Origin of the sequence: Sulfitobacter sp. HI0027 (genome assembly GCF_001634775.1) — a bacterium.
In the GTDB taxonomy this organism is placed as follows: Bacteria; Pseudomonadota; Alphaproteobacteria; order Rhodobacterales; family Rhodobacteraceae; genus Sulfitobacter.
The window spans coordinates 62,994-85,614 of record NZ_LWER01000230.1; the positions used below are offsets into that span (position 1 = coordinate 62,994).

Genomic DNA, 22,621 nt, shown 5'->3' on the forward strand with positions numbered 1-22,621 from the left:
GGTCCGACCATGGCCTCATAGTATTAGAGTTTGGTTGATCATCGCCCATCTTCAAGAAGATTCTGGTCCGAATCGGTCACATTTGCCGTGAGCGAGGACTTTGGGCCATGATTGCAGGCATTCAGAACTGGTCTTTGCGCCTGCGGATTTCGGTGAACACTTCTGTGTCGGTGGCGTCTGGCATCCCCAATGTCGCGCGAATGGCGGGATCGCCCGGGCGCAGGAAGGGATTGGTTTCTAGTTCCAGTGAAAGCGGCGAGGGGACGGTCGGCTGCCCCTTGGCGCGGGCGCTGTCGATGTCCTTGGCCCTTGATATAAGCGCCGGGTTCTGCGGATCAACGGTCAGGGCGAATTTTGCGTTGGCGGCGGTGTATTCGTGGCCCGAGCAGATCGTCGTATCGCCGGGTAGGGCGGCCAGCTTTTGTAGACTGTCCCACATCTGCGCGGGCGTGCCTTCGAACAGACGGCCACAGCCAAGCGCCATGAGGCTGTCGGCGGTAAAGGCCGCTTTGGTATCCGGCACGTGAAAGGCGATATGGCCGACGGTGTGGCCTGAAACATCCAGCACCTCGGCCTTTAGCGCGCCAAGTTCAACGGTGTCGCCCTCTGCCACGTCGCGGTCTAGCGGGGGCAGGCGGTGGGCGTCGGCCTTGGCCCCGATCACCTCGGCGGGGAAGCGGGTCAGCAGTTCGGCCAGCCCTTGGACATGGTCGGGGTGGTGGTGGGTTAACCAAACTTGGCTCAGCGTCCAGCCCCGGCGATCAAGCTCTGCCATGATCGGGGCGGCTTCGGGTACATCGACCAGCGCCACGGCGCCGCTGTCATGGTCGCGCAGCAGGAAAGCGTAGTTGTCCGACAGACAGGGAATCGTGACCAGATCAAAGGCCATGGCGTCTTACCTCGCTGTGTTGTTATGGTCGGGTTAGAGTGACACTCACCAAGGCGGGCTGCAATGCATCTTGATGTACAGGATCTGCGCAATTTCTATTATCGCAGCGCGTTGGGACGTGCGGCGCAGAAATCCTTGCGCGGGCGCTTGTTGGAGTTGTGGCCCGAGGCGAAGGGGCAAACCGTCGTGGGCTTTGGCTTTGCAGCACCCCTGCTGCGGCCCTATCTGGCCGATGCCCGGCGCGTGATGGTGCTGATGCCCGGCCCGCAAGGCGTGATGCCTTGGCCCGCGGGGATGCCGAATACCTCGGTCCTGACCGAAGAGACGCTTTGGCCGGTAGAGACGGGGGCGGTGGATAAGCTGGTGTTGATGCATGGGCTTGAGACGTCGGAACGGCCGAGTGAATTGTTGGATGAATGCTGGCGCGTACTGGGGCCGGGGGGCAAAGCGCTGTTTATTGTGCCAAACCGTGCGGGCATGTGGGCGCGGCGGGATCGCACGCCTTTTGGCTATGGGCGGCCCTATTCGCCGGGGCAGTTGGAAACGCAGCTCCGCAAACATCAGTTTCTTCCCGAAAGGCATCTTGGCGCACTGTTCCAGTTCCCTTCACAGCAGCGAATCTGGATGAAATCAGCGCCTTTGTTTGAGAGAATAGGTCGCCAAATGCCAACGATGATGGGCGGCGGTGCGATCTTGGTGGAGGCCACGAAACTGGTCTATCCACCACGAGGCCGTCCGCAGCGCAGCACCGCAAGGCGCGCCATCGGGGTGCTGGAGGGCATGACTGAGCCGCAGGCTAAACCGGTCTAAGCCCCCCAGAGCAATGTAGACTTAGGGCCTAAAGTGAGCGGCGGAGGATTCGCCTGTCCGCACATCCGTGGTGACAAAGCCAGCATTTTTCTGCGGCAAAGAGCCGCGACAGGCCGCCGCCCTTGCAATATTGCAGCACGCCGGGACATTACCTGCCTATACTGTGTTGCCGGGCGTGAACCTGTCTGCTACATCGCCCCTGATTTAGACGTCTTGGGTAACTTCAAGCCGCGCCAACTGCTGGTGACGCGACATCTTCGCATATCCGGCGCTTATTGAACGAGAGGATGGACGTGTCCGAACCTGCTTCCATTTCCACCGGCATCGCGGAACGTTATGCGACAGCCGTGTATGATCTGGCCCGCGAGGCCAATCAGGTCGATGCCATCGAGGGCGATCTTACCGCGCTTGAAGCGGCCTTGACCGACAGCGATGACTTTCAGCGCCTGATCACTTCGCCGCTTTATACGCGCGAACAGCAGGCGCAGGCGATCAAAGTGCTGGCCGACAAAATGGGCCTGACCAAGACCATGGCGAGCACGCTGGCGCTGATGGCGCAAAAGCGTCGTCTGTTTGTGCTGCCCGCGCTGGTCAAAGCGCTGCGCGAAACGATTGCCGAAGCCAAAGGCGAGATCACCGCTGATGTCACCACGGCCAAGGCGCTGACTAAGACGCAGTCGGACAAGCTGACCAAGTCGCTCAATGCCTCCACCGGCAAAAAAGTATCACTTCATGCGACCGTTGATGAAAGCCTCATCGGCGGTCTTGTCGTCAAAGTGGGCTCGAAAATGATCGATACGTCGATCCGTTCCAAGCTCAATTCCCTCCAGAATGTAATGAAAGAGGTCGGATAAATGGGTATCCAAGCAGCAGAGATTTCTGCGATCCTGAAAGACCAGATCAAGGATTTCGGTCAGGAAACCGAAGTGGCCGAAGTGGGTCGCGTTCTCTCCGTCGGTGACGGTATCGCCCGCGTCTATGGTCTGGACAACGTTCAGGCCGGTGAAATGGTCGAATTCCCCGGCGGCATTCAGGGCATGGCCCTGAACCTCGAAGCGGACAACGTCGGTGTTGTTATCTTCGGTTCCGACCGTGACATCAAAGAAGGCGACACCGTCAAGCGCACCAACTCCATCGTGGACGTGCCAATCGGTGACGAACTGCTGGGCCGCGTTGTTGACGGTCTGGGTAACCCCATTGACGGCAAAGGCCCCATTGGCGCCACCAAGCGCGGCATCGCCGACGTCAAAGCGCCGGGCATCATCCCGCGTAAATCGGTGCATGAGCCGATGGCGACTGGCCTCAAGTCCGTTGACGCGATGATCCCAATCGGCCGTGGCCAGCGTGAGCTGATCATTGGTGACCGTCAGACCGGTAAAACCGCTGTCGCCCTCGACGCGATGCTGAACCAAGCGCAGGTTAACGCCGCTGCTGGCGACGACGAAGGCAAAAAGATGTACTGCGTGTATGTCGCCATCGGCCAGAAGCGTTCGACCGTTGCTCAGCTTGTGAAAAAGCTCGAAGAAACCGGCGCGATCGACTACTCGATCGTTGTGGCCGCGACCGCGTCCGAGCCTGCTCCGATGCAGTTCCTCGCGCCCTACGCCGCGACCGCGATGGCAGAGCATTTCCGCGACAATGGCCGTCACGCCCTGATCATCTATGATGACCTCTCCAAACAGGCCGTGTCCTACCGTCAGATGTCCCTGCTGCTGCGCCGCCCACCGGGCCGTGAAGCTTACCCTGGCGACGTTTTCTATCTCCACTCCCGCCTGCTTGAGCGTTCCGCGAAGCTGGGTGACGAAGCTGGCAACGGCTCGCTGACGGCTCTGCCGATCATCGAAACCCAAGGTGGCGACGTGTCCGCGTTTATTCCGACCAACGTGATCTCGATCACCGACGGTCAGATCTTCCTTGAGACCGAATTGTTCTACCAAGGCATCCGTCCTGCCGTGAACACCGGTCTGTCGGTTTCGCGTGTTGGCTCCTCGGCTCAGACTAAGGCGATGTCGAGCGTTGCTGGCCCGGTGAAACTGTCGCTGGCTCAGTACCGCGAAATGGCAGCTTTTGCTCAGTTTGGCTCCGACCTTGACGCCGCAACTCAGCAGCTGCTGAACCGTGGTGCACGTCTGACCGAACTGATGAAGCAGCCGCAGTACGCGCCGCTGACCAACTCGGAAATCGTCTGCGTGATCTACGCCGGTACGCATGGCTATCTCGACAAGGTGGACGTGTCGGAGGTTGGCCGTTTCGAGGCAGGCCTGCTGGCGCATCTGCGCAGCAAGCACGACGACCTTCTCAAGGACATCACCAACAATGACCGCAAGGTCAAAGGCGAGTTGGAAGAGAAGATCAAAGCCGCCATTGACGGTTTCGCCGCCGACTTCGCTTAAACGGGAGATAAGGCAATGCCAAATCTCAAGGACCTGAAGAACAGGATCGCGTCGGTCAAATCGACCCGCAAGATCACCAAGGCCATGCAAATGGTTGCCGCGGCGAAACTTCGCCGCGCGCAGGAGGCTGCCGAGGCTTCGCGTCCCTATACTGAGCGGTTCAATGCCGTGATGGCAGGGCTCGCGGCCAGCGTTGGCGGTTCCGACAGCGCGCCTAAGCTGCTCAGCGGCACGGGTGAAGACAAAGTGCATCTGCTGGTGGTCATGACCGCCGAACGCGGGCTGTGCGGCGGCTTCAACAGCAACATCGCGAAGAAGGCGAAAGCCCATGCGCGTGAACTGCTGGCCCAGGGCAAAGAGGTGAAAATCCTCACCGTTGGCAAAAAAGGCCGTGATGCGCTGCGGCGTGACTTGGGCGACCATCTGGTCGGTCACGTTGACCTCAGCGAAGTCAAAAAGATCGGCTATGGTGATGCGCAAAACATCGCGCAGGACGTGCTGAACCGCTTTGACGCGGGCGAATTTGACGTGGCGACGATCTTCTATGCGAAGTTCGTGAACGTGGTGATGCAGACGCCGACGGCGCAGCAGATCATCCCGGCCAAATTCGAAGCAGACGCGGACGAAGACAGCGGTGCGTCCACATTGTTCGACTATGAACCCAGCGAAGAGGCGGTCTTGGCCGATCTTCTGCCGCGCGGGGTCGCCACGGCGATCTTCTCGGCTTTGCTGGAGAATGGCGCGTCCGAGCAGGGTGCGCGTATGTCGGCGATGGACAACGCCACACGCAACGCGGGTGAGATGATCGACAAACTGACCATCCAGTACAACCGCTCGCGTCAGGCTGTCATCACCAACGAGCTGATCGAAATCATTTCCGGCGCGGAAGCGCTGTAAGCAAATCGGAGAAACGACATGGCAAATGCTGTCGGTAAAATCACACAGGTCATCGGCGCTGTCGTTGACGTTCAATTCGAAGGCGACCTGCCGGAGATTCTCAACGCGCTGCACACCGAAAACCAGGGCAAAACGCTGGTTCTCGAAGTGGCGCAGCACCTTGGCGAAAACACAGTCCGTGCCATCGCCATGGACGCGACCGAAGGTCTGGTGCGCGGTCAGGCCGTGACAGACACAGGCGACCAGATCCGCGTGCCCGTGGGCAACGCCACACTGGGCCGTATCATGAACGTCACCGGCGATGCGGTTGATGAACAGGGTCCGGTAAACTCTGACGCGACGCGCGCCATTCACGGCGAAGCGCCTGAGTTCGCTGAGCAGTCCACCGAGACACAAATCCTCGTGACAGGCATCAAGGTCATCGACCTTCTGGCGCCTTACACCAAGGGTGGTAAAATTGGTCTCTTCGGCGGTGCCGGCGTGGGCAAGACGGTTCTCATCATGGAACTGATCAACAACATCGCCAAAGTGCACTCCGGTCTGTCGGTGTTCGCGGGCGTGGGTGAGCGTACCCGTGAGGGCAACGACCTTTACCACGAGATGATCGAATCCGGCGTTATCGTCCCTGACAACCTCGTCGATTCGAAAATTGCGCTGGTCTACGGCCAGATGAACGAACCTCCCGGTGCGCGGATGCGGATCGCCCTGACCGGCCTGACGCTGGCCGAGCAGTTCCGCGACGAATCCGGTTCCGACGTTCTGTTCTTCGTCGACAACATCTTCCGCTTCACGCAGGCCGGTTCCGAAGTGTCCGCTCTGCTGGGCCGTATTCCTTCGGCTGTGGGCTACCAGCCAACGCTGGCGACCGACATGGGCGTGATGCAGGAGCGGATTGCGTCGACCAAATCCGGTTCGATCACCTCCGTGCAGGCCGTCTACGTCCCTGCGGATGACCTTACCGACCCGGCGCCTGCGACCTCCTTTGCTCACCTCGACGCGACAACGGTTCTCGACCGTTCGATCTCGGAAAAGGGCATCTACCCGGCGGTTGACCCGCTCGGCTCCACCTCGCGTTTGCTTGACCCGCTGATCATCGGCGACGAGCACTACAAGGTGGCGACAGACGTGCAGCAGGTGCTTCAGCGCTACAAATCGCTTCAGGACATCATCGCCATTCTCGGCATGGATGAACTGAGCGAAGAAGACAAACTGACCGTGGCACGTGCGCGTAAGATCGAGCGTTTCCTCAGCCAGCCCTTCGACGTGGCGAAAGTGTTCACGGGCTCCGACGGTGTTCAGGTGCCGCTGGAAGAAACCATCGCGTCGTTCAAGGCCGTGGTTGCCGGTGAGTACGATCACCTGCCCGAAGGTGCCTTCTACATGGTTGGTGGCATCGAAGACGTGAAGGCGAAAGCCGAGAAAATGGCGGCAGACGCCGCTTAAGGAGCGCTGACAATGGCAGACACAATGCAATTCGACCTCGTTTCGCCGGAACGGCGGCTGGCATCGATGCAGGTGACGGCCGTGCAAATTCCGGGCACTGAGGGTGACATGACGGCCATGGCCGATCATGCACCCACCATCACCACCCTGCGTCCGGGCCTTCTGCGCGTGGAAGGGCCGGAGGGCACGTCTGAATATGTCGTGACCGGCGGTTTCGCCGAAATCGGCGGTCAGGGCGGCGTGTCTGTGCTGGCGGAACGTGCCGTGGCGCGTGCCGACATGACGCAGGAACAGATGGACAGCATGGTGGCAGAGGCGCATGCCGTCTACACCCGCGCCAAGGACAACTGGGAAAACGAACCCGGTCCCGTGGATGACGCAGCCAAGCTTCTGGCCGATATGGTTGCCGTTGGCGATCACATCGGATTGTCGAGCAAACAGCCCAGCCTGTAATGCTTTGAAAATCAGTGAAAAGCCCCGCCTCGGCGGGGCTTTTTGCTTTTATGCTCCCTTCTGCTGCGGCATCATTGCCTGATGACCGTAAATGCAGGCAGGCGCCCAATATGAAACGACTTCGCACCCATACGATCGGCGTGGACAGTGGCGATGTCATGCTGTTCTCTGAGTTCGAAGACGGCGGATCGATGTGGACGGGCGAGGGCCAGCGCGAACGCCGCCGCCGGATCAGCTTTTCAGAACCCTTCCGGGAGCCGCCGCATGTTCAGGTGAGCATGTCGCTTTGGGACATCGACGCCAGCACCGTCACCCGCGCCGATATCGGCGCCGAGGCGGTGAGCGAGAGCGGCTTTGACATGGTGTTCCGCACATGGGGCGACACCCGCGTTGCACGGGCGCGTTTGGCATGGACAGCGATTGGCGCGGTGGGGGGGGATGACGACTGGGTCGTCGGCTAGGTGCATCGCTCGGTGAGAGAGAGCGGCCCAGCAGGGGGAGGGCGGCCCGCGGAGGCCAGCCCTAGATCACAGCCTGCGGCTTAGTTTGCCGCGTACATCCCGTCATAGATCGGGCCGAGCGTTTCCGCCTCGAACAGCGAAGAGACCGAGGTGCCGTTCCAGATGTTCAAGATCGCTTGGGCAAACATCGGCGCGGTCGGGACGATGCGGATGTTCGGCGCCTTCTTGATCGCAGGGGTCGGCGCGATGCTGTCGGTGATGACCAGCGATTTCATGACCGAGTTCTCGACCCGCTCAACCGCAGGGCCGGACATGACACCGTGGGTGATGTAGGAGTGCACTTCCTTCGCGCCATTCTCCAGCAGGACTTCGGCAGCTTTGCACAGCGTGCCTGCGGTGTCGCAGATGTCGTCCACGATCAGGCAAGTCTTGCCCTTCACGTCGCCGATCACGGTCATCTCGGCCACTTCGCCCGCCTTCTCGCGGCGTTTGTCGACGATCGACAGGGGGGAGTTGATCCGCTTGGCCAGTTCACGCGCACGGGCCACGCCGCCGACATCGGGGCTGACGACCATCAGATCGTCCATCTGGTCCTTAAAGGCGTCCTTGATATCCAGTGCAAAGATCGGCGAGGCGTAGAGGTTGTCGACCGGGATATCGAAGAAGCCCTGAATCTGCGCCGCATGCAGGTCCATCGTCAGGATTCGTTCAATACCGCTGCCGGTCAGCATATTGGCGACCATCTTGGCGGTGATCGGCGTCCGGGCTTTGGTGCGGCGGTCCTGCCGGGCATAGCCGAAGTAGGGCAAAACGGCCGTCACACGCGCCGCCGAGGAGCGGCGCAGCGCGTCGGCCATGATCATCAGTTCCATTAGGTTGTCGTTCGCGGGGTTCGACGTGGGCTGGATGATGAACATATCCTCGCCGCGCACGTTCTCATAAACTTCGACGAAAATCTCGCCGTCGTTGAACCGTTCGACCCGCGCATCGACGAGCCCCACGTTAACGCCGCGATGCAGCGACATGCGCCGCGCGATGGCCTTGGCAAGCGGCATATTGGCATTGCCTGAGATCAGTTTTGGTTCTGAAGTGCGTGGCATAGGGGCTCCGGGGCAGCGGTAGGTTGCAGATTCGTGACGTTGACACCGCTTAGCATGCGCTTACGGTCGGGCAAAGCTGCACCGCCCCCGAAGGAGAGCCAAATGGCCCGGATCGACTATTTTTTCGCGACCCTGTCACCCTATTGCTACCTCGCCGGGAATCGGCTTGAGGAGATCGCCGAAAAGCACGGTGCTGAGATCGTGTACAAGCCTTTCGACATTATCGCGGCCTTCCCGCGCACCGGCGGCATGCCCCCGGCAGAGCGTCACCCCAGCCGCAACGAATACCGCGCACAAGACCTGCCGCGTCAAGCGCGCAAGCTGGATTTGCCCTTCAACCTCAAGCCCGCGCATTGGCCCACCAATGGCGCACCTGCGGCCTATGCGGTCATCGCCGCACAGAATGCAGGGGGCGGTGATCTGGGCAAGTTGACCCATGCCATCACCCGCGCCGTCTGGGCCGAAGAAAAGGACATCGGCCATGACGATGTGGTCCGTGCCTGTCTGGAAGAGGCGGGTTTTGACCCCGATCTGGCGAACAGCGGGTTGTTGCAGGGGGCCGAGACCTATTCTGCGAACCTTGAAGAGGCGGTCACGCAGGGCGTTTTCGGCGCGCCTTTCTATATTGTCGGCGATCAGAAGTTCTGGGGGCAAGACCGATTGGAAGACCTCGATCTGCACCTCGGGGGCAAGCTGTGATCCCAGAAGTCAACGCGCGCCGTTTCGGTCACGGCCCGCGCCCGGCGCTGGCGATCCATTGCTCACTGGCGCATTCTGGTGCGTGGCGTGGCGTTGGGGCTGCCCTATCGGACGAGCTGACCCTGCGGGCCTTCGATCTGCCGATGCACGGGCGATCAGGCGATTGGGACGGGCAGGGCAATATCCACGATGTAGCGACCGGCATGGCGCTCAGCCTGCTCGAAGCGCCGATGGATCTGATTGGCCATTCCTTTGGTGCGACGGTCGCGCTGCGGCTGGCGATCGAGCACCCCGAATTGGTGCGCAGCATTACCCTGATTGAGCCAGTCTATTTCGCCGCCGCCAAACGGGACGATCCTGACGCGATGGCCGAATACAATGAACAGAACGCGGCATTTGAGGCCGCCTTGGCCGAGGGCGACAAGGAGACCGCCGCGCGGCTGTTTAACCGGGTCTGGGGCGATGGCACGAAATGGGACCAAATTCCCGAACCGACCCGCGCCTATATGGTCGATCGGATCGGTTTCATCCCCGCCTCTTCGCCCTTCCTCGGAGAGGACAGCGCCGGGTTGCTGGCGCCGGGCATGTTCGACCGCGCGTCAATGCCCGCACTGCTGGTGGAGGGGAGCGGGTCGCCCAAAGCGGCGCATGCGATCAATGCGTCGCTGATGCGCCGTCTGCCGAACGCGCGGCGGGTTTCAGTCGACGGGGCAGGGCATATGGTGCCGATCACGCACCCCGCCGAAGTCGCCGAAGCGATACGCGATTTCCTGAACGACGTGCCGCTGGCGTGACTGCTTAGAAGTGGCTTAGGAACTGGTCGATCTGGTCACGGCTGATCGACCAGTCGCAGACCATCCGCGCGGCCAGCATCTCGTTACCATCGCCGTCCAGCGTGCCATCCCAAAGGTAATAGCGCGCGCCTGCGTCATGCAACTTGCGGTGAATGGCGCGGGGGAAGCGGGCAAAGATCATGTTTGCCGCAGGCTCATGTAAGAATTCCGCCCCCGCTTTGCGCAGCCCTTGGGCCAGATGCGCCGCATTGGCGTTGGCCATCTTGGCCGTTTCCAGCCAAGCCCCATCCGCAAGGTAGCCCGCCATCTGCGCCGACAGAAAACGGTGTTTGGAAAACAGATGCGCCCCGCGCTTGCGGCGCAGCTCGAATTCCCATGCTTTTTTGGGGTCAAAAAAGACCACCGCCTCGACCCCCATGCAGCCGTTCTTGGTGCCGCCGAAGCTGACCACATCAACGCCCGATCTCCACGTCATCTCAGCCGGGGTGCAGCCCAGAGCCACCAGCGCATTGGCAAAACGCGCGCCGTCCATATGCACGGGCAGGTCGTATTCCTTGGCCACCGCTGTCAGCGCCTGCAATTCTTCAAGGCTATGCACCCCGCCGCGTTCCGTCACCTGCGTGATCGACACCGGGCCGCGTTGCGGCGTGTGCACATCGCCCGCCACCCGCGCGACGATGGCGCGGCGCAGGGCGTCGGGGGTCATCTTGTCTTCAGTCTCCACCAGTGTCAGCTTGGCCGCACCTGCGTAGAACTCCGGCGCGTTGCACTCATCCTCTTCGATATGCGCGACCTTGGAGCAAAAGATCGTCTGCCACGGCTGGGTGTAGCAGGCCAGCGCCAGCGCATTGGCCGCGGTGCCGGTGGCGACGAGGTAGACCTCCGCCTCAGGTGCCTCAAACTGTTCGCGAATCTGCGCGCGGACCTCATCCATGATCGGGTCTTTGCCGTAGGGCATCGCGTAGTCCGTATTAGCGGCGATCACGCGCTCCATCACCTTGGGGTGGACGGGGCCGGCGTTGTCAGAGGCGAAAAACATCAGGTGGGCTCCTTGATAATATGGTCTTCCCATTCTTCGAACGGGGTATCAAATTCGGACACGGTATCAAATTGCACGCTGACCCCGGCGTCATGCACGCTGTCGGGGGTGCCGGTCAGCAGGGGGTGCCATTCAGGCAGCGGTTTGCCCTCCCAGAGCAGGCGGTAAGCGCAGGTCTGGGGCATCCAATAGGCGTGGGTATCGAGGTTGTCGGGGCGCAGCACGATGCAGTCGGGCACGAACTCGTGCCGGTTTTCGTAATGCACACAGCGGCAGGTACTATCATCAAGCAGGCGGCAGGCGACGCGGGTCAGGGCCACTTCGCCGCTGTCCTCGTCTTCTAGCTTGTTCAAGCAGCATTTACCGCAGCCATCGCAGAGCGCCTCCCATTCGGTCTGCGACATCTCTTTGAGCGGCTTCTTCTCCCAGAATTTCGGGGTCAGGCCCTTGCGGGGTATCGGATCGCTCATAGCGCCGCCAGAATGGTTCGAGCGCGGTCGCAGTCGGCCCCCATCTGGGTGATCAGCGCGTCGAGGCTGTCAAACTTTTCTTCGCCGCGCAGGTGTTCGACCAGCCCGACAGACAGCGGTGCGCCGTAGAGATCACCTTTGAAGTCAAAGAGATAGGTTTCCAGGTTGGCTTTGTTCTCACCGAACATGGGCCGCACGCCAATGCTGGCCGCACCGTGATAGCCGCCCTTATGCGGCCCCTCCAGCACATCCACCAACACAGCATAAACGCCAAAGGCGGGCGGGTGCAGACCGTCAATCGACATGTTGGCGGTGGGGAAGCCCAATTCACGCCCGCGCTGTTCGCCTGAGATCACAGGGCCGTCGATCCGGTGCCAATGGCCGAGCATGGCGGCGGCTTCGCGGGTCTCACCACGGGTCAGCGCTTCGCGGATCGCGGTTGAGGACACGGTAAGGTCATCGCGCTCCATCAGCGGGGCGATGGTGACGCCGAAACCATATTGCGCGCCGAAACGGACGAGATCTTCCGCCGTGCCCGCGCGGCCCTTCCCAAAGCAGAAGTCAGCGCCGACAACCACATGCGCAAGCCCCAGCCCGTCGTGGAGCACGTCGCGGGCGAATGCCTCGGGGCTCAGGCTGGCCAGCGTGCTGTTGAATGCCAGCTCATAGAGCCGCTTAACGCCGATCTTTTCCAGCCGATGCGCGCGGGATTCGCGGCCCATCAGGCGGAAGGGCGGGGCATCGGGGGCGAAATACTCGCGCGGATGCGGCTCGAAGGTGACGACGCCTAGGGGCGCATCGGGGGCGGCGCGTTGCGCCAGTTCGATCACCGAGCGGTGGCCAAGGTGAACGCCATCGAAATTGCCAATCGCGGCGGTGGCACCGCGATCTGCAAGGTCGACGAATTGATAATCTCGGATGATCCGCATGTGCCTTGCCTAGCTGCGCGGCGGCGCAAGGGCAAGATGCTCAGGCGGCGAAAACCGCCCGCTCAGTCCAGCTTGGCGGAGGGGGCGAGCACCGTCGCCTCACCGGCGAGCACCGGTTTGCCATCGACCGAACAGCGACAGTCCATTTTCACGCGACGTTTGGCGATGTCCATGTCGGTCACGGTGACTTCGGCCAGCACCATGTCGCCGGGGCGCACGGGGCCAAGGAACTTGAGCGATTGCCCGAGGTAGATTGTGCCGTGCCCGGGAAGTTGTTCGCCAATCACCGCCGAGATTAGGCCCGCCGTTAGCATGCCGTGGGCAATGCGCCCTTCAAAGATCGTGTCGCGGGCATAGTCGTCATCCAAATGCACCGGATTATGATCGGTCGAAATCTGCGCGAACATTTCGATATCCGTATCGGTCACGACCTTCCGCAGATGGCGAGTCATCCCGATTTCGATGTCTTCGATGCAGATCGTCCCGCGTGGCATATTGTCCAACATGACGGCTCCTTGGTAACAAAGTGACGCCAGGGTGCGTCTTATTGCAACTTTATTACTTCGCAGCTGCAGAAAATCAAGTCATTTCTGAGTTAGCGGAGAAATCCGATTGCGTAGGTTGGGGAGGAGGCTTCGCGGTCGAGATAGGCGCGTAACTTGTCTTCGTCCGGTTGCTGGGTGGTCGCGGTTTCTGCTGCGGCCAGTCCCCCGGTGATGAACAGCGAATCGATGCCTTCGTCCATCGCGCCTTTGACGTCCGTCAGGATGCCGTCTCCGATGGCAAGGATGCGGCTGTCGGGGATGTCGACCTCAAGCGCTGCAAGGCGACGGCGGGCGAGATCGTAGATCGGGCCATGCGGCTTGCCGAAATAGAGGCTCTCGCCTCCCATCTCGGTATAGAGCGCGGCCAGTGCCCCGGCGCACCATTCGCGCACTTCGCCCCGGTCCACGACGATATCGGGGTTGGCGCAGAGCAGTTTCAGGCCGCGGGCGATGGCCTGCTCGAACTCGGGGCGCATGATCTCAGGGTCGGCCATCGGGTCGACCGGGCCGGTGCAGACGATGCCGTCTGCTTCGGCCAGCGGAACAGTTTCTACATTTACCGGGTTTTCGAGGATCGCCAGCGGCTCGAAAAACTTGCGCTCGCCGGGGTGGCCGATGAACCAGACCTTTTCGCCCACCGCACCGCGGAACATGGCAGAGCGCGCGGAATCGCCCGAGGTGGCGATGCTGTCCCATGCGTCTTCTGGCACGCCAAACTGTTGCAACTGCTTCTCAACGCCCGAACGCGGACGGGGGGAGTTGGTCACCAACACCACTTTGCCCCCGGTCTGGCGATAAGTTTGCAAGGCCGCGACGGCATCGGGCAGCGCTTTGCGCCCGTCATGCACGCAGCCCCAGAGGTCGACGAACAGCGCGTCATAGTGATCGGATACGTCGGGCAGGGCAGAGATAATGCGGGTCATGGTGCGGCCTTTCAAAAAGCGAGGGCGGGCACTTGGCCCGCCCGATTGGCTTACATCTTGAGGTTCGGGATAATCTGCTTTTTACGGCTCATCACGCCGGGCAGCACGACCGTGTCGCCGGAAACCTCAGCGCCAAAGCTCTGCTCGGCGATATGTTTGACCATGTCGTTGGGCACCAGCAGCGTCGCCTCTTCTTTCAGGATGTCGACGATGAACAAGAGCACCTGCGCGGCACCGTCGGCCTCGGCCACTTTCGGCATCTCAGCCATCAGCGCGTCCTTGCGTGCCAGCAGCGGTGCGGGGGAGGTGGTTTCCAGCACGCTCACGCGCAGGTTGGTGCCGTCGAGGTCGAATTCCTTGCTGTCCATGCGCAGCAGTTCCGCCTCGCTGAAGGACGAAACGTCGGATTTCGCGGCGAACATCTCTGCGGCGTAGTCGCTGATGTCGACGCCCAAGTCCTGCGCGATGTCTTCGGCAATGGCGCGGTCTTCTTGGGTAGTGGTGGGGCTGCGGAATTCCAGCGTGTCAGACAGGATGCAGGACAAGGCAGCCGCTTTGACGCCGCGCGGGGCTTGCGCCCAGTCTTTGCCGATCATCTTGAACATGATGGTTGCCGTGCAGGCAAGCGGCTGGATGTTGATCTCAATCGGGCCGCGTGTTTCCAGCCCTGCCACCAGACGGTGGTGGTCGATGATGCCGGTAATGTCGGCGTCATTGATGTTGTCGGGCAGTTCGGCGGGGTTGTTGGTGTCGACGATGACAACCTTGGTGTCGGCATCAAGCGCGGTCAGGATTTCCGGCTTATCAAGGTCCCATTTGTCGAGCATGAACAGCGCTTCGGTGTTTGGCTCGCCCAGCAGGACCGGCTTAGCGGGAATGCCTTTGATTTCATTCAGATACCAAGCCCAAACGATCGGGCTGCCGGTGCTGTCGGTGTCGGGGGATTTATGGCCAAAAACAAGAGTTGTCATCGGGGCGGTCCTGTCTATTCGGGTGGATTTGCGGGCCTTATAACAGGTTCAATTGGCTTGTCACCTGCGCCTGCTGCAATGCGGCATTGCGCGCCAGCGGCTAAAGCCCCAGTTCCGCGCGCTTCTTTTTGGAGAGCGCGGCGACGATCATGTCATAAGAGGCGCGAATGTGGTCGCGCAGGCTGTCATCGCTCAGCCCCGGCGCGGCGTAATGCTGTATCCACTTAAGCCCGCGCGAGGCCAGATAGGGCGCGGGCCGCAAGCCGGGGCTGTCGGAGAGCACCTCAAACCCCAGTTCAGTCACCTTGAAAGTAAAAGCGGGCGCATCCTCGGCCCAGCCGCAGATGGCAAAGACCTTGCCGCCCACCTTCCAGACGTCCGCATTGCCCCATTGAACGACATGGGTTGTCTGGGGCAGAGCGGCGCAGAAGGCGTTGAATTCGTCGCGGGTCATCGCGTCAGTCTAAGGCCGCGGGGCCCCTTTGCATAGCGTCGCGCGATGGGGCAAGTTGCGCGCCATGAGAAACCCACGCGAGACCGATCTTTACCCGCCGATCAAGGCTTTCCTTGAGGATCAAGGCTATGTGGTCAAAGCCGAAGTCGGCGCGGCTGATGTGGTAGCAGTGCGTGGGGCGGAGCCGCCGGTGGTGGTGGAGTTAAAGCTCGGCTTTTCGCTGGCGCTGTTCCATCAGTGTCTGGCGCGGCTGAAGGTGTCGGATGATGTCTACCTCGCCGTTGCGCGGCAACCGGGCAAACGCTTTGCCAAGGCGGTGAAGGACAACGTCACGCTGGCGCGGCTGCTGGGGTTGGGGCTGATTACCGTGCGGCTGTCGGATGGGTTGGTCGAGGTGCATTGCGATCCCGGCCCCTATGCGCCGCGCAAGAATGCCAAACGGGCGGCGATGCTTTTGCGCGAATTCGCCCGGCGGCAGGGGGATCCGAACGACGGCGGCCAGACCCGCGCGGGGCTGGTGACCGCCTACCGTCAGGATGCGTTGAAAATCGCGGTCTATCTATTCGAAGCCGGCGCAAGCAAAGGCGCGCATGTGGCCCGCGCAACCGGTGTCTCGGCGGCAACCCGCATGATGCGGGATGACCACTACGGTTGGTTTGAAAAGGTCGACAAAGGCATATACGGACTAACGCCAACGGGGGCCGAAGCGGTGGCCACAGCGGGCCGTGTTTTGGGTGCTGGCTAACAGTTCCCGGCCCTGCAAAATTTTTCGAAGCCGTTGTTGACAGAACGCAGACTGCTGCTTAGCTATGCATCGTTATCACTCACAAGGGTTGAGTGCTAACGGCTGCACCCCTCGCCCGGAGGGGGTGGCTTGGAAGAGTAACTTTGAGCCTTAAGGAGCTGCAAAGATGGCATTGAAACCGCTTCATGACCGTGTGCTGGTAAAGCGTACCGAAAGCGAAGAAAAAACCGCCGGCGGGTTGATCATTCCTGATTCCGCCAAAGAAAAGCCTTCCGAGGGTGAAGTCGTTGCCGTGGGCACCGGCGCACGCAAAGACAACGGCGAGTTGATCGAAATGGCCGTCGCACCCGGCGACAAAATCTTGTTCGGCAAATGGTCCGGCACAGAGGTCACCGTCGACGGCGAAGAAATGCTGATGATGAAAGAAAGCGACATCATGGGGATCATCGCGTAAGCCACCCGGCTTGCCGACCCTTTGAAGACGCTCACATCAATCCAAGATTTTAGGAGAAGACAACATGGCTGCTAAGGACGTCAAATTTGACACCGATGCCCGTAACCGGATGCTCAAGGGTGTTAACATCCTCGCCGATGCGGTGAAAGTCACACTCGGTCCCAAAGGCCGGAACGTGGTTCTGGACAAATCCTTCGGCGCACCGCGCATCACCAAAGACGGTGTATCCGTGGCGAAGGAAATCGAACTGGAAGACAAGTTCGAAAACATGGGCGCACAGATGGTCAAGGAAGTTGCTTCCCGGACCAACGACGAAGCAGGTGACGGCACCACCACCGCGACTGTTTTGGCCCAAGCCATCGTCAAAGAAGGCATGAAATCGGTTGCCGCTGGCATGAACCCGATGGACCTGAAGCGCGGTATCGATCTGGCAACTGCCACGGTCGTCGAAGCGATCAAAGCCGCTGCCCGTGACGTATCCGACAGCGACGAAGTGGCACAGGTCGGCACCATCTCCGCCAATGGCGAAAAAGAGATCGGCCGTCAGATCGCAGACGCGATGCAGAAAGTCGGCAACGAAGGCGTGATCACCGTCGAAGAGAACAAAGGTCTGGAAACAGAGACCGATGTCGTCGAAGGCATGCAGTTCGACCGTGGCTACCTGAGCCCCTATTTCGTCACCAACTCCGACAAGATGACTGTCGAGCTGGAAGACGCGATCATCCTGCTGCACGAGAAGAAACTGTCGAGCCTTCAGCCGATGGTTCCGCTGCTTGAGCAAGTGATCCAGTCCCAGAAACCGCTTTTGATCATCGCCGAAGACGTTGAGGGCGAAGCCCTGGCGACACTCGTCGTGAACAAACTGCGTGGCGGCCTGAAGATTGCTGCTGTGAAGGCACCGGGCTTCGGCGACCGTCGCAAAGCCATGCTGCAAGACCTCGCGGTTCTGACCGGTGGTCAGGTGATCTCCGAAGATCTGGGCATGAAGCTTGAGTCCGTGACCATGGACATGCTGGGTTCTGCCAAGAAAGTCGCGATCACCAAAGACGAGACCACTGTCGTTGATGGCGCAGGCGAGAAGGCCGAGATCGAAGCACGTGTTGCTCAGATCCGTAACCAGATCGAAGAAACCACCTCCGACTACGACCGTGAGAAGCTGCAAGAGCGCGTTGCCAAACTGGCAGGCGGTGTTGCCGTGATCCGCGTCGGCGGCATGACCGAAGTCGAAGTGAAAGAGCGCAAAGACCGCGTTGACGACGCCCTGAACGCGACACGTGCCGCTGTTCAGGAAGGTATCGTTGTAGGCGGTGGTGTTGCTCTGGTTCAGGCCGGCAAAAAGCTCGAAGGCCTGACAGGCGACAACAACGATCAGAACGTCGGTATCTCCATCGTGCGCAAAGCACTGGAAGCACCGCTGCGTCAGATCGCTGAGAACGCTGGCGTGGACGGTTCGGTTGTTGCCGGCAAAATCCGCGAAAGCGACGACCTGAAGTTCGGCTTCAACGCGCAGACCGAAGAATATGGCGACATGTTCAAGTTCGGCGTCATCGACCCGGCGAAAGTGGTGCGTACAGCATTGCAAGACGCGGCTTCGATCGCTGGTCTGCTGATCACCACCGAAGCGATGGTCGCCGACAAGCCTGCTAAAGACGGCGCACCCGCCGGCGGCGGCATGCCCGACATGGGCGGCATGGGCGGCATGATGTAAGCCAGCCCTATTGGCTAAAGTTCAGGAGGCGTGCCAGCAATGGCGCGCCTCTTTCTGTTAAAAGGCAGTGACTATCCGGGTTCGATGGCCCTTTATCTGGTTCTCACGGTGATCAAGCTGGCAACTCTACGATCCGAGAATAGGCATTGAGCATGCCAAGCGCATTGGCAAAGGTCTCCGACGGGTTTTCCTTAACGATATAGCCCGCGACATTCTTGCTATAGGCGGATTGCACGTCCGTGGGCATATCGGAGGTGGTGAAGACAAAAACCACCATCCGCTCCAACGCCGGATCGGCTCGGACAACTTCCAAGAACTCAAGCCCGCCCATGCGCGGCATGTTGAGGTCAAGTGTGACGATATAGGGCGGCAATCGCCCATGCCGCTTCACCTCCTCCGCTAAAAATTCGAGCGCATGTTGCCCGTCGTGACAAACCGCCGTTTCGTTGACGATCTTCAACTTGCGCATCGCCCGTTGCATGGCCATCACGCTGACTTTGTCATCGTCTACGATAAGAAATTTCGCGGGCGTCGTTTTCATCCAATATTCCTTTTCGGCTTGGGTCACGCCGCCGCCGCCACGGCCAGATTGCGGTGCGTTTGCGTTGCCAATGGAAGCTCCACAACAAAGGTCGATCCGCGCTTTTTGTTGGGGTCGGAGACCAGCGTGATCTTCCCTTTCTGGTGAGACGCAAGCTTGCTTACGATGGCGAGGCCCAAGCCGCTCCCTTCAACCTCATCACGAGATTTAAGTGTTTGAAACAGTTCAAATATCTTCTCTTGGTGCCGAAGTTCTATTCCAGGCCCGTCATCGCGCACGCTTAGAACAACACGGTCCTGCTGCACCTCGGCATTAACATGGATGGTGCCATGATCCCGGTCATGGTGTTTGATTGCATTTGAGATCAGGTTGCCCAAAATCTGCTGCAACGGCGTAAGCTGTACGTCGATGATCTGGTTTGTCCCGGCAAAGCTAATTTTAAACCGACCCTCCGTGTCGGTATAGCGGGCAAGGTCTGCCACCAATCGGGCAAGGTGCACCGGCTCTGGCGCTGGTTGATCCTGTCCTGCCCGGGCGTAGTCCAAAAGATCGTTCAGAAGGCGGTTAAGCCGATCGATCCGTTGTTGTGACATAAGCAAATAGCTTCGGCTTTCCGCAGTCAGCGCATTTTCCTCATCCTCAAGGACCCAAAGGCTTAGTTCATGCACCGCACGGAGGGGAGATCGCAGGTCGTGGGCGGCCACATAGGCGAATTTCTCGAGCTCGATGTTCGAGCGCCGCAACTCTTCCGCAGTTGTGCGGAACACAACTAATGCACGTGCCATCTCTCCTAGTTCATCCTGCCCTCGCACGGTGACGGGGTGATCAAGGTCACCCTGAGCGATAGCCGTGACGGAATTGGTCAATCGATTGATGCGACGGTTAAACTGCCGCTCAACAACAAAGCCGTTGGTAAGGGCAATCACGAGAAGCGCGCTTCCAACGGTGAGGCCAACAGTCCATATGACCCGATGGATGGTGTCGCGCAGCGCATCTGTCGCGAGATCCACCCGCCGCAAAATGTTCTGAGTAAGATCAGAGGATGTGTCGGAAATCCCCACGATCATGGGCAGGTGTTCGGCTTGCAGCGTTTGAACGCTCTCGTGAAACTGCAGACGTGCCGTTGAATGTGCGAAGAAGCCCTTTTCGGGATCAAGCAGCACGTCGCGCAGCGCGTCGATTTGGCGGGCCAGCGACCGTCTACTGGCTGCTTCATGAATGCGCGGTAACCGGGTGATGGCATCCTGGAAATGCTCTTCGACAAGAAGTCGTGCGCGCTCAAGTTGAAGAAGTTGGTTCTGTAGCCCTTGTGAATTGATGATGTTAATAAGCGTGTCGAGACTTAGCCGAATGTCATTGAGATTAATTGCGCTCAACAACATGTCGGGAAAGCCTGAAGGGCGATTTTCTGGGGCAACATCACCGGATGCAAAGCTTCCTGAGACTTCACTCAGCAGGGCTTCGGTTTGCCGTGAAAGTCGGTAGGCTAACTCATCAATAATAGTATGATTCTGTACTTGGATTTGCTCGACAAGATCAAGCGTTGTGAGGATCTGGCCCTCGGCGCGCCGCATTTCCTGAAGGCTGAAAACTGTCGCATCAGATGCCCGCCGCGCCATATGCAGCCGTCCCTCCAGCCGCGCTGCCAGCGGGAGCGCGATCTCCATTGTCTTCAGATTTTCTAAAAGCTCAAAAGTTTTGTCGATTTTTGTTGTGATGTCTTTCCCGAGCGTATCTGGCGACACGGAGGTATCTAATTGATTAAGCTGCTCAATCGAAAGGAATACACCGTTCAAGGACCGCTCAATTTGCTGGGAAATAGCCAATGTAGGAAGGGCCGATTGGCTCAAATGAGCGTGACTGACCAGCACAGATCGCATCTGACCCGTAGCAGCCCATCCCGCAACGCCAATAATGGCCGCCACGAGAAGGAGCGCTGCCCTTAGGCGGGTGCTGATACGACTGCCGAGAAACTGCCGCAGCGACCATGGGGGATGCATCGTAACCATGCTGACTGAATAGCTGGGACCAATTAACGCAATGTTAATCGCCACGGCTCTAAAACCGGGTTCATCAAAGCGAGAGGGGGTCATCCTCCACCCGCTGATTGGAGGATTGCAGTGTGTTTGGCGGGCGCAGGTTGACAAGGCGAAGGTTCTCTATCGGCCTAGGTGCCGGTCTTAGCACGCTTATCGCCGGTCCGGTATTTGGGGAGACGATTGATATAAAGGTGTCCGCGCAAGCCCGTGGTTTGGTTGGAGATGCCAGAACGCTCTCTGTGCTGCTTCCGGAAGGGTCACGTGCCAATCTTGAACCGGTCGCGGCGGTGTTTACGGAGCGAACCGGGGTGAAAGTCGACCTTCAAGAGGTGCATGTCGATCAGATCAACGCGGAGCTAATGCTAAATAGTGTACTTGGGGAGGCGAAATATGACGTTGCCCTGCCTGCGACCTTTGGGGTGGCAGACCTCGTTGCCGCGGGGGCAATCCACGCTTTGGATGACTACGCCGCACGCTATGAGCCGACGGGATTTCGCGACCCTATGCTCTATCAGGAAGGGGATAGGTTTGATGGTCAGACCTATGGTTTCCAAACAGATGGCGACGCCTATGTGATGTTTTACCATCGTGAAATGCTTCATGACCCGAATGAACAGGCGCGCTATGCTGATCGCTTCGGTTATCCACTTGCTATGCCAGAGACTTGGGCGGAGCTGGATCGGCAAATACGTTTTTTTCATGCGCCAGAAGCTGGTCGATATGGCGGGTTGTTGTTTCGCACGCCGGGGTATCTGGCGTGGGAGTGGTGGATTCGATTTCACGCCAAAGGGTACTGGCCTTTGTCCCCCGATATGACCCCGCAAATCGCTGAAGACCCGGGTGTAGCGGCGTTGGAGGAATTGATTACGATTACAGACAGCCTCGTCCCCGATACCTCTAACCTTGGGCTGTTCGAAAACTGGGCGCGTTACGCGAAAGGCGATGTCTATTGCAATATTGGCTGGGGTGGTACGCAGAAATATCTGAACTCTCCTCGGTCGCCGATGAGAGGGCGAATGATTTATGGCCCAACGCCCGGTGGGAAAGTTGGGGGGGAACTCCTTGCAACACCCTATTTCAACTGGGGGTGGAGCTTTGTCGTCAGCGCGACATCGGCACAGAAGGAACTTGCCTATTTATTTGCTCTCTTCGCCGTCACACCTGAGATGTCGACACTGGCCGTTCGCCAGGCAGATGGCTTTTTTGACCCTTACCGAAAGGAACACTACAGCGATCCGGGCGTTGAAGATGCTTATTCAAAATCGTTTCTCAAGGTGCATCGTGCGTCGCTTGACGGGGCAATTCCAGATTTCTACCTAAAAGGGCAATCTGAGTATTTTCAGGCTTTAGGAAGAGGATTGGATCGGGCGCTGCAGGGCGAGGTTGCGCCGAAAATAGCCCTGAGCCGTGTGGCGCAGCAGTGGCAGCTTATCACCAGCCGGGCGGGGCGGAAGAGGCAAATACAAAGATGGGCGCGGCTTCGCCAAAAGTATCCGCCAAATGCGCGGCGTTTGCTGAGGGATATCACGTAATGGCAGCTTTACTCTTCGATCCGGCAGGTGCGGGGTGTTGATTGTCACTGAGAACTGACCCGGTATTTTCACCGAGATTTGACCCACCCTCAGTTATGCGTCGTGGTCTATGATGCGGTCAATGTTTTGGCCTCCTTTGCAGTTTTCTTTGCTGCCTCAGAACTGACCTTGAAGCGGTAGCTGTCGTTTCCGGTTTCGAGGATGTGGCAGCGGTGGGTAAGCCGATCCAAGAGAGCGGTGGTCATCTTTGCATCCCCGAAGACCTGCGCCCATTCTGAGAAGCTAAGGTTGGTGGTGATGATCACACTGGTGCGCTCATAGAGCTTACTGAG

25 protein-coding genes are annotated in these 22,621 nt (G+C 59.5%); 13 read left to right on the forward strand and 12 right to left on the reverse strand.

Features of this window, described 5'->3' with window-relative positions; all coding sequences use genetic code 11:
* Positions 1-121 precede the first annotated feature (121 nt).
* Positions 122-889 carry a hydroxyacylglutathione hydrolase gene (gene gloB / locus A3722_RS14575; protein ID WP_067629558.1) on the reverse strand — a complete coding sequence of 256 codons (768 nt, stop codon included), beginning with the start codon at positions 887-889 and terminating at the stop codon, positions 122-124.
* A 63-nt stretch (positions 890-952) separates the two neighbouring features.
* Between gloB and A3722_RS14580 the strand changes: the two genes are divergently transcribed.
* The 7 genes from A3722_RS14580 (at position 953) to A3722_RS14610 (ending at position 7,346) form a co-directional block, all read left to right on the forward strand.
* Positions 953-1,699, forward strand: coding sequence for a methyltransferase domain-containing protein (locus tag A3722_RS14580; RefSeq protein ID WP_067629559.1), 747 nt, complete (start codon positions 953-955; stop codon positions 1,697-1,699).
* A 293-nt stretch (positions 1,700-1,992) separates the two neighbouring features.
* A complete protein-coding gene (locus A3722_RS14585; RefSeq protein WP_067629603.1) occupies positions 1,993-2,553 on the forward strand; it encodes a F0F1 ATP synthase subunit delta in 561 nt (186 codons plus the stop codon).
* Positions 2,554-4,092: a F0F1 ATP synthase subunit alpha gene (gene atpA / locus A3722_RS14590; RefSeq protein ID WP_067629561.1), complete on the forward strand. Its 1,539-nt coding sequence runs from the start codon at positions 2,554-2,556 to the stop codon at positions 4,090-4,092. It abuts the gene before it with no gap.
* 15 nt (positions 4,093-4,107) lie between these two features.
* Positions 4,108-4,989, forward strand: a complete 882-nt coding sequence (locus A3722_RS14595; RefSeq protein ID WP_067629562.1) for a F0F1 ATP synthase subunit gamma — start codon at positions 4,108-4,110, stop codon at positions 4,987-4,989.
* Between the two features lie 18 nt (positions 4,990-5,007).
* Positions 5,008-6,432 carry a F0F1 ATP synthase subunit beta gene (gene atpD, locus A3722_RS14600; RefSeq protein ID WP_067629563.1) on the forward strand — a complete coding sequence of 475 codons (1,425 nt, stop codon included), beginning with the start codon at positions 5,008-5,010 and terminating at the stop codon, positions 6,430-6,432.
* A 12-nt stretch (positions 6,433-6,444) separates the two neighbouring features.
* On the forward strand, positions 6,445-6,885 hold the full coding sequence (locus A3722_RS14605; protein ID WP_067629565.1) for a F0F1 ATP synthase subunit epsilon: 441 nt from the start codon (positions 6,445-6,447) through the stop codon (positions 6,883-6,885).
* 110 nt (positions 6,886-6,995) lie between these two features.
* Entirely contained in the window at positions 6,996-7,346 is a 351-nt protein-coding gene (locus A3722_RS14610; RefSeq protein WP_067629568.1) for an H-type lectin domain-containing protein, read from the forward strand.
* Positions 7,347-7,426: 80 nt separating this feature from the next.
* Here A3722_RS14610 and A3722_RS14615 read toward each other — a convergent pair whose 3' ends face one another.
* The gene (locus tag A3722_RS14615) at positions 7,427-8,446 is read right to left on the reverse strand and encodes a ribose-phosphate pyrophosphokinase (protein ID WP_067629570.1); all 1,020 of its coding nucleotides are present in this window, start codon (positions 8,444-8,446) and stop codon (positions 7,427-7,429) included.
* 102 nt (positions 8,447-8,548) lie between these two features.
* Between A3722_RS14615 and A3722_RS14620 the strand changes: the two genes are divergently transcribed.
* Together A3722_RS14620 and A3722_RS14625 are read left to right on the forward strand one after the other, a co-directional pair.
* The gene (locus A3722_RS14620; protein ID WP_067629573.1) at positions 8,549-9,145 is read left to right on the forward strand and encodes a 2-hydroxychromene-2-carboxylate isomerase; all 597 of its coding nucleotides are present in this window, start codon (positions 8,549-8,551) and stop codon (positions 9,143-9,145) included.
* Positions 9,142-9,939 (forward strand): alpha/beta fold hydrolase, encoded by a 798-nt coding sequence (locus A3722_RS14625; RefSeq protein WP_067629575.1) that lies wholly within the window; start codon positions 9,142-9,144, stop codon positions 9,937-9,939. The genes A3722_RS14620 and A3722_RS14625 overlap by 4 nt, the downstream gene beginning before the upstream one ends.
* Before the next feature lie 4 nt (positions 9,940-9,943).
* On the opposite strand, the gene A3722_RS14630 is transcribed toward A3722_RS14625, so the two are convergent.
* From A3722_RS14630 to A3722_RS14660, 7 genes are all read right to left on the reverse strand, one after another.
* A complete protein-coding gene (locus tag A3722_RS14630) occupies positions 9,944-10,978 on the reverse strand; it encodes a threonine aldolase family protein (protein ID WP_067629577.1) in 1,035 nt (344 codons plus the stop codon).
* The gene (locus A3722_RS14635; protein ID WP_067629579.1) at positions 10,978-11,448 is read right to left on the reverse strand and encodes a YcgN family cysteine cluster protein; all 471 of its coding nucleotides are present in this window, start codon (positions 11,446-11,448) and stop codon (positions 10,978-10,980) included. The genes A3722_RS14630 and A3722_RS14635 overlap by 1 nt, the downstream gene beginning before the upstream one ends.
* A complete protein-coding gene (locus tag A3722_RS14640; RefSeq protein WP_067629581.1) occupies positions 11,445-12,377 on the reverse strand; it encodes a bifunctional riboflavin kinase/FAD synthetase in 933 nt (310 codons plus the stop codon). Before A3722_RS14640 ends, A3722_RS14635 begins: the two co-directional genes overlap by 4 nt.
* Before the next feature lie 62 nt (positions 12,378-12,439).
* On the reverse strand, positions 12,440-12,883 hold the full coding sequence (locus A3722_RS14645) for a MaoC family dehydratase (RefSeq protein WP_067629583.1): 444 nt from the start codon (positions 12,881-12,883) through the stop codon (positions 12,440-12,442).
* An 89-nt stretch (positions 12,884-12,972) separates the two neighbouring features.
* Positions 12,973-13,845, reverse strand: coding sequence for a TIGR01459 family HAD-type hydrolase (locus tag A3722_RS14650; protein ID WP_067629586.1), 873 nt, complete (start codon positions 13,843-13,845; stop codon positions 12,973-12,975).
* Positions 13,846-13,895: 50 nt separating this feature from the next.
* Entirely contained in the window at positions 13,896-14,816 is a 921-nt protein-coding gene (locus A3722_RS14655; RefSeq protein ID WP_067916237.1) for a manganese-dependent inorganic pyrophosphatase, read from the reverse strand.
* Between the two features lie 100 nt (positions 14,817-14,916).
* Positions 14,917-15,270: an MmcQ/YjbR family DNA-binding protein gene (locus A3722_RS14660; protein WP_067629588.1), complete on the reverse strand. Its 354-nt coding sequence runs from the start codon at positions 15,268-15,270 to the stop codon at positions 14,917-14,919.
* Positions 15,271-15,334: 64 nt separating this feature from the next.
* On the opposite strand from A3722_RS14660, the gene A3722_RS14665 reads away from it, so the two are divergent.
* From A3722_RS14665 to groL, 3 genes are all read left to right on the forward strand, one after another.
* Positions 15,335-16,015 (forward strand): DUF2161 domain-containing phosphodiesterase, encoded by a 681-nt coding sequence (locus A3722_RS14665; protein WP_067629589.1) that lies wholly within the window; start codon positions 15,335-15,337, stop codon positions 16,013-16,015.
* Positions 16,016-16,181: 166 nt separating this feature from the next.
* Positions 16,182-16,469 (forward strand): co-chaperone GroES, encoded by a 288-nt coding sequence (gene groES / locus A3722_RS14670; RefSeq protein WP_067267338.1) that lies wholly within the window; start codon positions 16,182-16,184, stop codon positions 16,467-16,469.
* Between the two features lie 64 nt (positions 16,470-16,533).
* A complete protein-coding gene (groL, locus tag A3722_RS14675; protein WP_067629590.1) occupies positions 16,534-18,177 on the forward strand; it encodes a chaperonin GroEL in 1,644 nt (547 codons plus the stop codon).
* A gap of 112 nt (positions 18,178-18,289) precedes the next feature.
* On the opposite strand, the gene A3722_RS14680 is transcribed toward groL, so the two are convergent.
* Together A3722_RS14680 and A3722_RS14685 are read right to left on the reverse strand one after the other, a co-directional pair.
* The gene (locus tag A3722_RS14680) at positions 18,290-18,718 is read right to left on the reverse strand and encodes a response regulator (RefSeq protein WP_067629591.1); all 429 of its coding nucleotides are present in this window, start codon (positions 18,716-18,718) and stop codon (positions 18,290-18,292) included.
* 23 nt (positions 18,719-18,741) lie between these two features.
* Positions 18,742-20,811, reverse strand: a complete 2,070-nt coding sequence (locus tag A3722_RS14685; RefSeq protein WP_082849500.1) for a sensor histidine kinase — start codon at positions 20,809-20,811, stop codon at positions 18,742-18,744.
* Positions 20,812-20,996: 185 nt separating this feature from the next.
* Between A3722_RS14685 and A3722_RS14690 the strand changes: the two genes are divergently transcribed.
* Positions 20,997-22,289, forward strand: a complete 1,293-nt coding sequence (locus A3722_RS14690; protein ID WP_082849501.1) for an extracellular solute-binding protein — start codon at positions 20,997-20,999, stop codon at positions 22,287-22,289.
* 107 nt (positions 22,290-22,396) lie between these two features.
* Here A3722_RS14690 and A3722_RS14695 read toward each other — a convergent pair.
* On the reverse strand, positions 22,397-22,621 hold a 225-nt coding region (locus A3722_RS14695), incomplete at its 5' end, for an ATP-binding protein (RefSeq protein WP_161487647.1).

What these genes read in the sequence shown, in the direction of transcription:
- gloB (WP_067629558.1), bottom strand. Translation starts at nt 889, where the DNA reads ATGGCCTTTGATCTGGTCACGATTCCCTGTCTGTCGGACAACTACGCT.
- A3722_RS14580 (WP_067629559.1), top strand. Translation starts at nt 953, where the DNA reads ATGCATCTTGATGTACAGGATCTGCGCAATTTCTATTATCGCAGCGCG.
- atpA (WP_067629561.1), top strand. Translation starts at nt 2,554, where the DNA reads ATGGGTATCCAAGCAGCAGAGATTTCTGCGATCCTGAAAGACCAGATC.
- A3722_RS14595 (WP_067629562.1), top strand. Translation starts at nt 4,108, where the DNA reads ATGCCAAATCTCAAGGACCTGAAGAACAGGATCGCGTCGGTCAAATCG.
- atpD (WP_067629563.1), top strand. Translation starts at nt 5,008, where the DNA reads ATGGCAAATGCTGTCGGTAAAATCACACAGGTCATCGGCGCTGTCGTT.
- A3722_RS14605 (WP_067629565.1), top strand. Translation starts at nt 6,445, where the DNA reads ATGGCAGACACAATGCAATTCGACCTCGTTTCGCCGGAACGGCGGCTG.
- A3722_RS14610 (WP_067629568.1), top strand. Translation starts at nt 6,996, where the DNA reads ATGAAACGACTTCGCACCCATACGATCGGCGTGGACAGTGGCGATGTC.
- A3722_RS14615 (WP_067629570.1), bottom strand. Translation starts at nt 8,446, where the DNA reads ATGCCACGCACTTCAGAACCAAAACTGATCTCAGGCAATGCCAATATG.
- A3722_RS14620 (WP_067629573.1), top strand. Translation starts at nt 8,549, where the DNA reads ATGGCCCGGATCGACTATTTTTTCGCGACCCTGTCACCCTATTGCTAC.
- A3722_RS14630 (WP_067629577.1), bottom strand. Translation starts at nt 10,978, where the DNA reads ATGTTTTTCGCCTCTGACAACGCCGGCCCCGTCCACCCCAAGGTGATG.
- A3722_RS14635 (WP_067629579.1), bottom strand. Translation starts at nt 11,448, where the DNA reads ATGAGCGATCCGATACCCCGCAAGGGCCTGACCCCGAAATTCTGGGAG.
- A3722_RS14640 (WP_067629581.1), bottom strand. Translation starts at nt 12,377, where the DNA reads ATGCGGATCATCCGAGATTATCAATTCGTCGACCTTGCAGATCGCGGT.
- A3722_RS14645 (WP_067629583.1), bottom strand. Translation starts at nt 12,883, where the DNA reads ATGTTGGACAATATGCCACGCGGGACGATCTGCATCGAAGACATCGAA.
- A3722_RS14650 (WP_067629586.1), bottom strand. Translation starts at nt 13,845, where the DNA reads ATGACCCGCATTATCTCTGCCCTGCCCGACGTATCCGATCACTATGAC.
- A3722_RS14655 (WP_067916237.1), bottom strand. Translation starts at nt 14,816, where the DNA reads ATGACAACTCTTGTTTTTGGCCATAAATCCCCCGACACCGACAGCACC.
- A3722_RS14660 (WP_067629588.1), bottom strand. Translation starts at nt 15,270, where the DNA reads ATGACCCGCGACGAATTCAACGCCTTCTGCGCCGCTCTGCCCCAGACA.
- A3722_RS14665 (WP_067629589.1), top strand. Translation starts at nt 15,335, where the DNA reads ATGAGAAACCCACGCGAGACCGATCTTTACCCGCCGATCAAGGCTTTC.
- groES (WP_067267338.1), top strand. Translation starts at nt 16,182, where the DNA reads ATGGCATTGAAACCGCTTCATGACCGTGTGCTGGTAAAGCGTACCGAA.
- groL (WP_067629590.1), top strand. Translation starts at nt 16,534, where the DNA reads ATGGCTGCTAAGGACGTCAAATTTGACACCGATGCCCGTAACCGGATG.
- A3722_RS14680 (WP_067629591.1), bottom strand. Translation starts at nt 18,718, where the DNA reads ATGAAAACGACGCCCGCGAAATTTCTTATCGTAGACGATGACAAAGTC.
- A3722_RS14685 (WP_082849500.1), bottom strand. Translation starts at nt 20,811, where the DNA reads ATGACCCCCTCTCGCTTTGATGAACCCGGTTTTAGAGCCGTGGCGATT.